The organism is Paenibacillus sp. J31R120 (assembly GCF_056269225.1).
Genome location: NZ_JBWDNN010000001.1, coordinates 1,253,972 through 1,267,350, shown reverse-complemented (window position 1 = coordinate 1,267,350; position 13,379 = coordinate 1,253,972). Strand labels below are relative to the sequence as shown.

Genomic DNA, 13,379 nt, shown 5'->3' with positions numbered 1-13,379 from the left:
ACAGAAGCCGGGACATCGCTCCCGGCATCTGCTCCATTAAGCTTCTCCTCGATCGTACATCCTCTCATCCTGCAAGCGAATCAGCACTTTGCCAAAACGTCCGCCCTGTCTTACCCTAACGTTTCCTGTGGGGTACGCTTGCTTCAGATAATCTGCGATAAGTCCCTGATTGCGCTCATCTACCGGCAGACCGAGCTTGGGCAGTCTCTTCAGCATTTCCTGCAGAGCCGCCTCATGTGACATGTCGCTCTCTTTCTCCTCTCTTGTAATAAGAGACTCGTAGGAGTAGCCTTTAAGATACAGCAAATGAAGCAAATATCCCATCTCCAGCGGCTTTGACTTGAAAGGCATGCCGGTCAGAACCGGCCACAATTCACGGGTTAAGCTGTTCTCTGGAATACTTACCGGCATACTGATATAACAATATTGCTTCGCACTATAGAGCAGCTTCTCCACGCTTTCCCAATCGACGATAACCGGGCACATCGAGGCAAAAACAAGATCAAACGTCTTGGACCAGCCTCTATCCTGTACATCAATTTCTTCAAAAGGCTCGGAGATGATCTCCACCCTATTGTCCGGGAATCCTGCTATGTTTTCCTTCAATAATTCAACCTGAGGGAGCGATGACTCAATTGCCGTTACCTGCGCTCCACGCTCCAGAAAAGGTACCGTGAACACGCCGGAGGCGGCGCCAACATCCAGCACAGAAGCATTCTTCAACTGAACGCCCTGTCCTTCAAGCCAGCTCAGGATTCGCGCGCTTCTCTTTCTCCCTTCTTCATTGAACGACTGCTCGTTGAACGTCTTGGCTTTCGGATCAAAGGCTTTGGCAGGATCGACTCCTGCTTTCCTCATCGTATTGACCATCGTATCGCCGCGAGTCTTCCATTCCTTCTCCCATAGAGCTTCATCAAAAAGATTGATCATTACGATTCCCTCCATTTATGCTGACAGATCATGTGCAACCTTCGTTTGATTAGTTTTTGGATGATCATAACCAAGCCTCGGTATTCAGTTCATTGTTCAAAGCTGCTGCTGCGACCGAGCCATTAGCGGCGGCGATGATCTTCTGATGCATGCGCGAAGTCATGTCCCCAGCGCTGAATATGCCTGGAACGCTTGTTTTCCCGAAGGCATTCACTGCGACATGTCCCTCTTCGGATAGCTGACAACCGATAGAGTGCGGCAAGTCCGAGCCCATCACCAGGTCTGGCTTGAAGAATATGCCTCTGCACGGAATAGACGTCCCGTCTTCAAGAACAACCTCTCGAACAATTCCTTCTTCGGAATGAATATGCCGGATTGGAGAATCGTATAGCGGCACTCTGCGCTGAAGCGTCTCGCGCTCAGAATCCGTTAACCCGTCATGACCGTTCGTACAGAATGTGATACGATCCGACCATCCCGCAATAACGGGAGCGAAATGGATGAGCTCCGGTCCGCTGTTGATGATGACGAGCGGCTCATCCCGCAGCTCCCAGCCATCGCAATACGGGCATACGAATGCGCTTCTGCCATAGACCTCCGCAAGGCCGGGAATGGGAAGCGGACGGTCCTTCATGCCGACGGCAAACAGCACCTTTTTGCCCTCAAGTTCAGTGCCTTGTGAAGTCGTGATCTGAAAATGTCCGTCTGATCCTGTGATCGACACTGCTGTATCGTCAACGAACGATACGGTTGGATAGGCGCTAATCTCCTCCTTGGCAATTCTTCGAAATTCACTTGGGCTTATGCCGTCGCGTGTGAGAAAGCCATGGCCCGCATGCGTCACCGCGTTGCGTGGACGTCCCTCATCAATGACCGCTACATGCTTACGTGCTCGGCCTAGTACAAGCGCTGCGCTCAGGCCCCCCGGTCCCCCGCCAATAATAACTGCATCGAATTGTTTTTTTCCTATTGTCATTATATAGACACCTCCATGGATCTTCAATATCCATAATTAATGTGCAAGAAGCGGATCACTTCTTGTTATGGTCTTGATTACATTGATTGGTATACCTGTCTAACACGGTTTGAATCGTATGCTCCCGCAAATATTGATGAAGTTGGGCCTCCGCGCCGATCATCACTTGTTCGATCAGACACCCATTCCCCTTCGGAGGACATGGCTCATCATCTACCGGGCTTTCCTCTTCCGTTAAGAGCTGATGCTGCTTGGACTTCGAGTTCGAGCATTCGAACATATGCTGCCTGCCTTCAATCACCTGTATGACATCAAGAAACGAGATCTGATCTGGCTGACGCGCAAGTTCGTAACCGCCATTCACTCCGGGTACTGCACGTACAATCCCGTCTTGTCTCAGCTTGGACATAATCTTGGACAGATAGCTTTCAGATACGCCAAGTGTTCCTGACAGTTCCTTAATGCCGACGTTTTGTTGGCGTTCCGAATGTGCCAGATGCATCAAAGCATGCAAGGCGTAATCCGTACTTTTTGAATACTGCATAGCTCCTCCTTCCTTCCTCTTGTTATTATCGACCTATAATGTCCACAATAACCGATATGTTTTTATTTTGCAATCCTTTTTATCTAAAAAAGAATCTGGAAAAAGAATTCATTCTGCTTGAATAGGCTGATCTTTGTCAACGATACATCCATTTGCGGCTGCCTTTAATCGAGCATTTTCATATAAGACATGACATGCTCCTCCACTATTTCCTTCTCTTCATCCGACATAGCTTTCATTCTGAATTGTTCATAACCTTCTTCAGGAATAAAGATCGTCGATGGTTCTTGAAGCTCCTTCTTATGGCTGAATCCGCCGTCTGTAATCGAAATATCAGACTTGTGGCTTCGCGAATGCGATACCTCACTCTTTACATAGTTGCCATCCAGATCGTAATAATCTTCGATCAATTTTACATCCGTTCTCAACAGATTCTTGCTTTCTTCCGACGTCGTTATCGCATTTGTTTTAATATAGCCCGTAACTTCATAATTTCCTTCTTCGTTTTCTTCCATCGACTCGCTAACAAAAACCTCGATATGTCTTACAACATTCATGTTCCCGCATGAGCTCGTCAGAGCGATGACCAACCCCAACACTATGAGCTTCATGCTCCATAATCCGAAATAGCGCATCCACCGTCCCCCTCAGCGTACTAAGCTTCTACTTATTACTTAGACGCTTGTAAGGGATAGCTGGTTGCATATCTTTTCCAGTTGAGGATCAGTGAATCAAGCCGCTTTCCCTTGCTTTCTCTACCATTTTGGCGGAATAACGGTTGATCCATTTTTTAAGTGCCAGTCCGAGCAGAAGCGCCACCCCGGCAAAAACAGCCAATGCCAGTAGATCACGCAAGACGATATCCCAAAGAATGCCGCCGACCGCCTCTCGCATCATGCTGATGGCATAGGTGAATGGCAAAAACGGATGAATGGCTTGGAAGAACAGCGGCGTCACTTGGATCGGGAACGTCCCTCCTGATCCTGCAAGCTGAAGCACTAGCAGGACGATCGCCATTGCCTTGCCCACATTGCCGAATATCGATACGAGCGTATACACAATGAGCATAAAGATGCTGCTTAACAATATGCCGAACAGCACAAACCAGACGGGATTGGCTACATAAGCCTTGAGCAGCCAGATATCTCCCAATGTCACAAGAAGCGATTGTACAATCGCAATCGTAAGAAAGGTCAGGTAGCGGCCCAAATAAACCTGATAGCTGCGATAAGCATGCTCCGTATCGTGTACGTCCACCGTCAGCAGCGAGACAAGCAGCAGCGCTCCGACCCAAAGGGACAGCGTGGTGAAGAAAGGCGACATGGCCGAACCATAATTCGGAATCGGAAACAAGCGGTTCTCCTTTAACACGACTGGCTCTGCAAAGAAAGCTCCTTCGCGCTCGGCATCGTTTTTCAGCAAGTCAATCAGCTCATCCAAATTTCCTTCCTTCTCCAAGCTCCGAATCCGGCTTGCAACCTCCCTCAGCTTTTGCTCAGCCCCCGGCAAATTGGCTTGTATTTTTTTCAGCTCCCGGCTGCCAGTCTCCAGCCCCTTTGCCGCATCGCCTACAATTTTCGCAACCGAAGGCAAAGCCTTGTTCGCCTCCGCCAATACCGCCCCGGCTCTTGCTGCGGTTTGTTTTGCTTTCTGTGTCGCTTGTTGAATGGCTGGCATTAACTCGCTGTCAAAACGGCCCAACACATCCGTAAGCGCCGCTGTCGTTTTCTTTGATAAGGCGCTTAAGCTGTCTACAAGCGATTCTGCAGGCTTCTCGCCTCGCTCGATGGCTGTGTGGATTTGCTGAACAAGGGACAGCTGCTGCTGAAACCGGTTTTTCACGCCTTGCAGGTCGGCAATAGCAGGTGCCAGCAGCTTGCCCTCCGCCAGCTTGTTCAACCGTTCAAGCAATTGAATTAAACCGTCTGCAACGGCAACAGCGCTTGTTAGGCGCCTTCCCGCAAGTTCAAGCGGAGCTAGAACAACTTCCGGATCGATAGATGAATCCTGCAGAATGGCCGTTAGCTCCTCCATAGCTTGAGCAGACTGAAGCAGCAGCTGCAAATCCTGCTTCATGATTGGTCCTGCTTGATCAAGGGATGAACTGCTCTGATCCAAAAATTCGCCGAGCTGCTTCGTGAAAGCTTCTCCGTCCTCTGCCAAACGAGCAGCCTTCGGCAGCTCCGATTGAACGGTGTTAGCGATTTTTTTCGATTTTTCAATATCTGTGGCCGCAGTGGCTACCGCCTCGTTAATCGCCGGTATAAGCGATTCCAATTGGAATACGGCACCACGCACTTTCTCGATCGCAGGTTGATTCTCCTCCAGCTCGATACCGATCTGGGCAAAGATGCGGAAGATTGTTTCATTCGCCGTCTTTACAAAGCTGGCCCGCACTTGCTCTACGATGCCGCTTGCGCCTTTCTCTGCAATTTTGGGCGAAACCGCATTAATCTTTTCGTTCACGGCAAAATCCAGCTCCGCTTGCTGAAGATTATTGCTGAGCACGGTTGCCATTTTGGCAGAGAAATCGGACGGAATCGTAATACTGGCGTAGTAATCGCCATGCATTACGCCCCTCATCGCTTCACTCTCCTCAACAAATACCCAGCCGATCTTTTTGTTCTCCTTCAAAGAAGCCACGATCTCATCCCCGGCATGAATAGGTGTGTCGCGGAGAACGGCACCTTCGTCGTTATTCACAACCGCAATCGCAAGAGAATGAGTCTGACCATACGGGTCCCAGGATGCTTTGATATTGAACCAGGCGTATAGGGAAGGCAGAAAAGCAAGACCGAGGATGATGACAGCAGCAGCAAGGTTACGGAAGATACCACGTAGATCCTTCGTGTAGATTGACCAGATATGCCCCATATTTACCCACTCCTAAAAATGGCTTGTCTTAGTATTTCTGGATGGGGGCAAATCTACACATCGGCGATTCTTTATTGGGCCAACTGAAAAAAGACAGCAGCTAAGCGCTTAGCATTAGCTACTGTCTTTTTATTTTCGCGGTGAATCAAGCTGTTGCTGCGAACGTTAATCCCAATCCATATAAAAAGTTGCCTTAAGCAAGCCCTCGCTGCAATCTGGACAGCTTAGCTGGACAGGAGCGTTGTGCTCAATCGTTATCTCTTTCATCATCGTAGCGCATCCCTTGCAACTGTACGTTTGTTTAAATTGCGAAGTTTCTGACTGCATCTCAATGTACAGCTCGTTTTGAATACCTCTGCACTGCGGACATACATACATCGCGTCATAAGCATTAAATGTTGTTGCATGATCCTTCATAAAGATTTCGATCTTCCGCTTGAGTGAAGGATCATGAACGAACGAGGCAATCGACTTAAGTGACATATACGAAAAACCAAAACCCACAAAAATTTGATTATGATATTGGCAGGTATCGCATTCCAGTTTGAACGCTTCTCCCATATTCAGCCCTCCCGTTACTCCTAATCATTTCAGCGGGATATGGTATAACCGGATTGCCGTCTCCAGAGATTCGTTAAGTCTGCGAACCGTTGCAAAAGCAGGCTCCAGCGTCTCTTCTATTCCATCGACAAATAAGTCCATATGCCATTTCAACGTTGTTCCTAACTGCCTGCCGATGGGAGATTCCGGTGGAAGTGCGAATGGTCTAAGCTGCACCTTCGTCCCTGCCCGCGCGCAGTCTCTTACAAACCAAGCCAAAAACTCCACAGATACTAGGCTTTCCGGCGAATAATCAAACTCGATCTCCAACTGGAGCAGCACTTCCGACTCCATCCCGCCGCCGGTTCGCAGCAGGGCGGCATGAGGAAGATGTGCATTATCGCTGTACCCCAGCATGTCCGCATCAATCGGCTCCAAATTTTCAACTCCGCTTTCAACGCCCGTAATGCCTTTTAGCTTAAAGAGGGTATGGTGAAATTGTTCGATATCGATCGGGTAGCTCATATTTTTCTCCTTGTCGTGATAGAATCTGCCTTGCACAATGATATTCGATTAGTCCCTGTACCTATAGTACCATATCATAAATTTGACAATCAGGTATCTGCTTCATTACAGGCAATGAATGCGATTGTGGTGGAATATCTACATATCTACATGAGCCCGTTCAAAACTTTGCTTATAAAAATAACCAGCCGTCGATTGCTTCCTGACGACTGGTTACTTGAACTTGAAAAAGGTTTGGACTTGATTTATGATCGGGCTTATCGATTAATCTGTGTAAGTCAATGTACCTTTCACTGTTGCACCTGTATTCGTATATTCATCCACATAGCTGACAACGACATGATATTCTTTGCCTCCGGCAAGATAGACATCATTCGTTTTCGTTTTATTGGCTGTATCCACGACTTCTGTTACAACGGTTGTTGTCCCCTGCATAACCACGCACATTCCGGCTACTGCTGAGCCACTGCCAGTACAAGTAAGTTTGGCGTATTTATGCCCGCCTGTAATCTTCGAGCCGCTCTTGGTCATGGGCGAAGATCCGCCTGTCACGGTTGCAGTTGAGGTATGTGTGGCAGCAAAAACATAAGTAAATGATGCTAATAACATAACCGAGCTTAATAAAGTAACAACCAGCTTTTTCTTCATTCCTAATACCTCCCAAATTTAGTAACAACAGTTAGAATCCTATGATTCGTATTTCCCATTTAGACCATCGCCCGTGTGGTTGCTGATCCCTTCCTGTAACAGCAAAAAGCAGCCAATCGTCTAAGATGGCTGCTTTTTGCGTATTTCCATGCACTTTCGAAGTCCTTTTTATACCCCAGTGAACAAAATATTGATATCCTCGTTGCCGTTTTTCGTTTTCCATCCGTTGAAGCCTGCCGCGTCAGTAATGCCTGGTTTGAACCCGAGTTCGTACACCTTGCCCGCCGTCAAGTCTTTGGACAGCTTCAGCGTCACTTCGGTGACGATCGCATTCGTGTTGTTCAAATCATCGCCTGAGATGGCAACGGCATCACCATCGCGCTCCTTCAGCGTGAAGGATTGTGCGCTCACATTTTTCACCGGCTCGCTGAATATGACTTTGATAGTCGAGCGGTTCAGCACAATGACTTGTTTTGCGTAAGGAAGATCATTGGCAGTCACCGTTCCCGCGAACGTGGTTTCGTTCGCAGTCTCTTGTGTTTGAAGCGAGGTAACGCCTGTTACCCGTGCCGTATAGACATGGCCCGCTTGGAACAGGTTCGGATTCGGATCATTTCCGGTACGGAATTGGACGGTCACCACACGATTCGTCCCGGCTTTACGTACCGCATATTTGCTCCATCCGTTATTGTTGATGTTGCTGCCATTATCCTTCAGAATTGCAGCGCCTAGAGCATTCACATCCGCGTCGCTAATATCTCTGTCGAACGAGATCTCGATCGTATTTTCGCTAATAGCCGCTATGCTTTGAAGCTTTACCGGCAGTACAGGATTGGAGATGCCTCCAAAGAGAAGCCCCGTCTTCGTATCCATCACATTGCCTGCAAGATCAGGAATGCCCGATACAGTCAGGCTGTATACGGTTTTGTCCTTTTGGGCAGAGGTCCGAAGGGTAACGGTGCGTCCCTCGGTGTCCAGGCTTGCGGATACAATCGACAAGCCGCTAATACTGTAACGTCCCGTCTGTACAGCAACCTCTCTCTTCACCGGCTCGCTGAATTTAATGGTTAAGGATGCGTCAGTATTGACTCTGAATTCCGAATCAACTACAGTCGGCTTGATCGAATCATCATTGCCGACAATTGACAAGTCTGAGCGTGTATTCATCACATTGCCGGCGAGATCCTTGATATTCTTAACGGTCAGAGAATACTTGGTATTGTTCGTTTGGCTTGAGGTGGTCAGTGTCACCTGTCTCTTATCTGATGACAGCTGCAGCGATGTAACTCTCAATCCGCCGGAGAATGAATAGTTATTCGTATTCGTTGCTGTTCCCGAGTCAACTTGTTCGGAGAATGTCAGCACATAGACGCGAGCCCCTAACCGCTCAAAGCCAGTAATGGTCGGTTTCGTCGAATCTGACTTCGTTGAAGTAAACGTCCATGATCTGCCATCGATAGTGAGATAATGAGTGCGGTTTTCAGCCTGATAATTAGTCGTAAGCAGCACAGAGTAACCGTCACTTGCCACTGTCGCGTATGCGATCGTCACATTGTTGCCGCGATCATCACGCAGCGAGAATCTGCTGGTATCTACCGAATCGATCCTCGTCTTCAAGTTGACACGTACCAACTGGATGTCTACAGCCTCTACCGATCTCACATCAAGCGCGGTATCCCAGCCGGAATAGACGGCATAGACCGCATCTACAAGCACAGCGCGCGTCGCGTTGACGGTGTAGTCGTTCCGAGGTTCAATCCAGCCTTTGCTAAGTGCGGTTCCTACCGCACCCTTAGCCCAGGCGGATACCTTGCCCGTAAACGAAATATTCGAATTTGATGGGGTATTATTTACTTTCAGCAGGATGGCGGCCAGCTCCTCGACCTTCACCGGAGCCGTCGGCGCGAATTTGTTATCTCCTTTGCCGACCATCAGATTAGCGCCGCGTACCGCTTGAATTGCAGCGTAGGACCAGCGTGTCTTCAGCACATCCACAAAGCTTGGCGTTGAACTTGATTGGGGCAATTCAAGCAGCTTGTAGAGTACGGTAGCGAATTGTTCACGTGACATGGATTCGTAGAGACGGGATGATCCGTCCTCAAACCCCGTCATAATGCCTTTCTGCTTAAGCACTTGGAACTTCTCTTCCGTCGTGAGCGACGACGCTCCCGCGATCGGAATTGCCAGTCCAAGCAGTAAGGTTAGCGCAAGCATTGCAAGAGCGATTTTCCTCATAATTACAGTCCTCCTATAGGTTTTTGCTGGAACCGAAGCCAGCGAATATCTCTTTAACGATCTGACCGAGGAAAATGTTTCTGTCGAAGCCTGTCACATGCAAAACTAGTCAAAATTCGAGCAAACTTTCAGATTTCCGCCTTATATTTCCCTCTTCATTGCATCCATTAATGATGTGAATTAAAAACGATTTCCCTAAGGAAATCGCTTTTACCTTTATTCATTTTCACCTCTAGACACCCTTGTTCTCCCAGTTAAGCTGCGCTTGGAAGCGATAGCGCTTCAGCTCAGCCGAGGATAATGGCGGCAGCGACTCTTCGGTGGTGACCAGAATGAATCTGGAATCCCGATCCCAGCCGACCTTAGCCCCGAATGTCTCCAGTACGATACGAGCTGGAATATAGGTGCGTCCCTTTTTTAACCGGGCAGGCTCCTCCAGCTTAATGGCTTTGCCGTTGATGTAGGCCGTATCTGAATCTACAAGGAGTTCAATCGTGACACCGTCTTTGCTGGCAGTTACTTTCCTCGCTTCGGAATCCCACTTGATCTTGGCGCCCAGCTTCTCCAGCAGCTCGCGGAATGGGACAAGGGTATGACTGTTTTGGATAAATGGTTCGTTCTCCATCCATAGCAGCTCATTATTCCATACAATTGCGGCATCGTAACCGATTTTATTTACCGGCGCGGCATGAACCAGCCAATCTCCCGCGGGAGGAAACGTTGTCTTAATCGGTTCGTTCAAGAAATTGAGCCATTTCCCCGAGTGGGCGTCTATAGTCGGATGCCAGCCGTCCATGAAATACGTAATTTCCGGTTTAAGTCTAAGCCGGTAAGCAAGCTTGCCATCTATATATTCCAGGTTGAGGTCATACATGCTGAGCAGCCGTTTTTTTGCGGTCCAACTGGAATAACCGGACTTTATTTTCTCTTCAAAGGGAGGATTCTCCCATTGATATTCCTTTGGAAACGTGCCGTCCATATCCATGATGTATTGCTGGTGGAGCGCATACACTAGCTGCGGCTGTTCCGGGTCCTTAATGCCTTGCCATAAGAGAAAAGGCTCAATGGCTTCGTAGAAACGCTTGCCTGCTTCAATCAGACTGATTGGCATTGCCTCGCTTGCTTTATCCGGCGTGTAGACACGTTCTTCCCAATCTGCATAATAGGAATTAATTTGGCCGGTTCGGCGGTCTACCGCAACGCTTGCACCATCCCACGCATCACGAACACCATGATGAGAGCGGTCAAAGCGAACCTGATGGAATCGCTTGGACTGGAATTTCGTAGTGTTTTCAGCGAGCGGATAAGGATTGAATACCCAGCTGTCCTCCAGCTTCCAGTCCTGCTGTTTCATGAAATCCATGGCGATTTGTTTTACTTCATCGATCGAATAGTTCATTTTGCTTTCATCATCGGGATCATCGCCGGGTTCGCCTCTGAAGCTCGATCTTTGGCTTACTGCATATTTCGCAACACGCCCATCCTTTGCATACATAACAACTTGACCTGTATGGAATGGACTGCCGCCTTCGTCCTTTTCATCCTTTTGGAAAATGACGTCCCACTTATCGCCATCTTGCTTGGCTGTTGCTCGTGCTCCTTGGGGAATGAGATTTAATGAATGAGCACGCTCAATCGCTTCGGAAGCGTCGTTAATCTTCGTATCCGCAATTGATTCTGCATGTACAGATGACGAAGGCAAGGCAGTCAAGGCCCCGCCAAACGCAAGCGTCGCTGCCAGAAGAAGCTTTATTGTTGGTTGTTTGATCATGTTCACCTGCTCCATCCATAATGGTTAATCATCGCTACTGTTCTAAACGCAGCAGGTGAAATAATGTTGCGACTTTTGCGATCATGTTATGAAGTGTGCAACTTGCTACTTCTTAACATCCAAGTGCCCGTTATCAATCCGCCTAAGCTCTTCCTCTGAGTAATCGGCAATCTTATTTGCTCCGTTTTCACTCGTCAGCTCAATTTTGTATTTCTTCTTGATGTAAGCGTGCAGTTCGTTCATGTATTCTTCCGTAAGATCAACCAGCCCAGTTTTCCCATTAATCCGGCCCAGAATGATACCGATGACTTCACCCGCAAGCGAAGTATTCGGCTGAATACGCGCACTGCCATAAGCCGGTGCGGATGCCCCTACATTTTTGCCAGCGACAATGACATTCGAATAATCCTTTAGAATAAATGATCGCAGCGGCATTCCGTATTTATCCGGCTTTCCAAGCGCTCTTCCCCATCGCTCTTCTTTCACGCCTTGGATATCCAACGAGTATCCGCCAATACTCACATTGTCCCAGAACATGTTGCCCGAGAACATATCCGTTGCGGTAAGCACATAATCCGTTACATAGCGGTCATAATCGCGAATGTACAGATAGTCCGGATAACCGTTTACCTGCGCTTGCTCCCATCCGGGCAATTCCTTCTGCAAGTGGGCCAGTACGCGATCCGTCTCCGCTTTCCCAAGCGCGACAGCTTCTTCAACCCGCTGCGGGTCGGATGGATCGACATCATAGATCAATAATGCGTTAATTAACGCATCACCGTCTTTTTGATTCAATATGTTTAGTCCGCGCAAAAAAATATCTTCCCGGGTCGGAGTGTAGCTGCTGCCTACCTTGCCAAATCCCCATGTAAAGATATTCGTCACATGGGTCGTACCGCCATATCGTTCTTCCCTCGCAGCCTGATCCAATCCCATCACGGATTTTTGGAAGGTTTCCCAGTCGACCCCTTTGAACTTCATCATAATGGAAGAGGCCATATAAGCCTTTTCTTCCAGATCGAAGATCGATTCAACGCCTGGAATTCGATCCTGCGACAATTGGCTGGACAAGTAGGCAAAATCCGTGTTTTCCACCCAATACTTGGATTCAACCGTTTTCTCTTCGCCTGCTTGATTTTTGTAAATCAATTTCGTCAAATCTTGTTTGTCACTCTCGCCTTTATCAGATTCAATCGATAGGATTTCAATTCCGGATTCAATATGTATACCAGACAGCAATTGATTATAATAAGCCTCAAAATCCTCTAGTTTACGGATATTCCCATTCTTTAGCTCTACAAATAATTGCTCAACCTTTCCTTGCAGCAGCGTCTTGTTCGAAGCATCTGTTGGCTCGTCCAGATATAACATCTGACCTTGCAGCAGCTGACCGCCAGCCTTCTCTCTAGGGTCCAAGATAACGACGGATAACCCCTCATCCTTGGCAGCTCGAGCCAGATACGCCCCTTCAACTTCAGAACCGATAATAACAAGATCGGGATTGTCAATCATTACCGTTTGCTCCGGCTTCTCTTCACCAGGGCTTACACACCCGCCAAGCATCAAGATTGCGAACAACATTACTAACCCTCTCAATTTCTCACTCCTTAAGTATGTATTCAATTCCGTCTACTTCTCTATCCTATAACGCAACAACCATACCCTAAGTTACAAATTTTTGTCATTTCACTAGCATCATACCAAGAATACTGTCGCTTCCAGTCTATGAAACTGGATTACAAGATTTTGTTATAAGAGACTGTTTATGATGGACCATTTGATTTTTTTATTTGATAGTTGGAGTTGTCATTAAACACGATATTTAGGGGGTTGTATTCTATTTGATATCCATTGTTTTTGAGCATTTGTGCTGCCTGGTGACCAATCTTGAATGGATACTTTTCAGTCGCAACATACCTATTGGGAGCAACCTTTTCATAAAAAACAAGTTGATCCTTCCACATCGTGGGTCTTTGAAAGTGTATGATAGCAAGAAAGTGTCCATCAACGGTCGAGCTGGTGTTCAACTCATGAATATATACGGGGAATGTGTCTTTGTAAAAAATATAAGTGAGGCCTGTAACAAGGAGTGGAATACAAAGTAAAATAACGGTTAGTATTCGTTTCTTAACGAAAAGAAGGATAAGTAAAGTGAAAATAATGCTATATAAAGCCATAAAAACCGTACGAGTTAGGACAACTTCCATATGGCCCCACAGGATAAGCACTTCATGATCAGGCTTATTGTTTAGCCAAACACGAATGGTAGTTAGTAAAACTATCAATATGGAGATCACAATGATGAGTGGAAGTCGTGATTTTATCGTATTCATTTT

Annotated in this window: 12 protein-coding genes; all 12 read right to left on the bottom strand. The window is 47.5% G+C overall.

Annotated elements, in window-relative coordinates; genetic code table 11:
* Positions 1-36 precede the first annotated feature (36 nt).
* Positions 37-930, bottom strand: a complete 894-nt coding sequence (locus AC0YNW_RS05800) for a class I SAM-dependent methyltransferase (RefSeq protein ID WP_475831111.1) — start codon at positions 928-930, stop codon at positions 37-39.
* A 64-nt stretch (positions 931-994) separates the two neighbouring features.
* Positions 995-1,900, bottom strand: a complete 906-nt coding sequence (locus tag AC0YNW_RS05795) for an NAD(P)/FAD-dependent oxidoreductase (RefSeq protein WP_475831274.1) — start codon at positions 1,898-1,900, stop codon at positions 995-997.
* A gap of 61 nt (positions 1,901-1,961) precedes the next feature.
* Entirely contained in the window at positions 1,962-2,450 is a 489-nt protein-coding gene (locus AC0YNW_RS05790; protein WP_475831110.1) for an RrF2 family transcriptional regulator, read from the bottom strand.
* 164 nt (positions 2,451-2,614) lie between these two features.
* Positions 2,615-3,085 (bottom strand): hypothetical protein, encoded by a 471-nt coding sequence (locus AC0YNW_RS05785; protein WP_387479350.1) that lies wholly within the window; start codon positions 3,083-3,085, stop codon positions 2,615-2,617.
* An 88-nt stretch (positions 3,086-3,173) separates the two neighbouring features.
* Positions 3,174-5,324 carry a YhgE/Pip domain-containing protein gene (locus tag AC0YNW_RS05780; protein ID WP_475831109.1) on the bottom strand — a complete coding sequence of 717 codons (2,151 nt, stop codon included), beginning with the start codon at positions 5,322-5,324 and terminating at the stop codon, positions 3,174-3,176.
* Between the two features lie 165 nt (positions 5,325-5,489).
* Complete coding sequence (locus tag AC0YNW_RS05775; RefSeq protein ID WP_475831108.1) at positions 5,490-5,885, bottom strand: hypothetical protein; 396 nt, start codon at positions 5,883-5,885, stop codon at positions 5,490-5,492.
* Positions 5,886-5,909: 24 nt separating this feature from the next.
* On the bottom strand, positions 5,910-6,389 hold the full coding sequence (locus tag AC0YNW_RS05770; protein WP_387479358.1) for a hypothetical protein: 480 nt from the start codon (positions 6,387-6,389) through the stop codon (positions 5,910-5,912).
* Between the two features lie 264 nt (positions 6,390-6,653).
* The gene (locus tag AC0YNW_RS05765) at positions 6,654-7,037 is read right to left on the bottom strand and encodes a hypothetical protein (RefSeq protein ID WP_387479361.1); all 384 of its coding nucleotides are present in this window, start codon (positions 7,035-7,037) and stop codon (positions 6,654-6,656) included.
* Between the two features lie 168 nt (positions 7,038-7,205).
* Positions 7,206-9,272 carry an Ig-like domain-containing protein gene (locus AC0YNW_RS05760; protein WP_475831107.1) on the bottom strand — a complete coding sequence of 689 codons (2,067 nt, stop codon included), beginning with the start codon at positions 9,270-9,272 and terminating at the stop codon, positions 7,206-7,208.
* 232 nt (positions 9,273-9,504) lie between these two features.
* Positions 9,505-11,043, bottom strand: a complete 1,539-nt coding sequence (locus tag AC0YNW_RS05755) for a copper amine oxidase N-terminal domain-containing protein (RefSeq protein ID WP_475831106.1) — start codon at positions 11,041-11,043, stop codon at positions 9,505-9,507.
* Between the two features lie 105 nt (positions 11,044-11,148).
* On the bottom strand, positions 11,149-12,624 hold the full coding sequence (locus tag AC0YNW_RS05750; RefSeq protein WP_475831105.1) for an FAD-dependent oxidoreductase: 1,476 nt from the start codon (positions 12,622-12,624) through the stop codon (positions 11,149-11,151).
* A gap of 182 nt (positions 12,625-12,806) precedes the next feature.
* Positions 12,807-13,376 carry a hypothetical protein gene (locus tag AC0YNW_RS05745; RefSeq protein ID WP_475831104.1) on the bottom strand — a complete coding sequence of 190 codons (570 nt, stop codon included), beginning with the start codon at positions 13,374-13,376 and terminating at the stop codon, positions 12,807-12,809.
* Positions 13,377-13,379 lie beyond the last annotated feature (3 nt).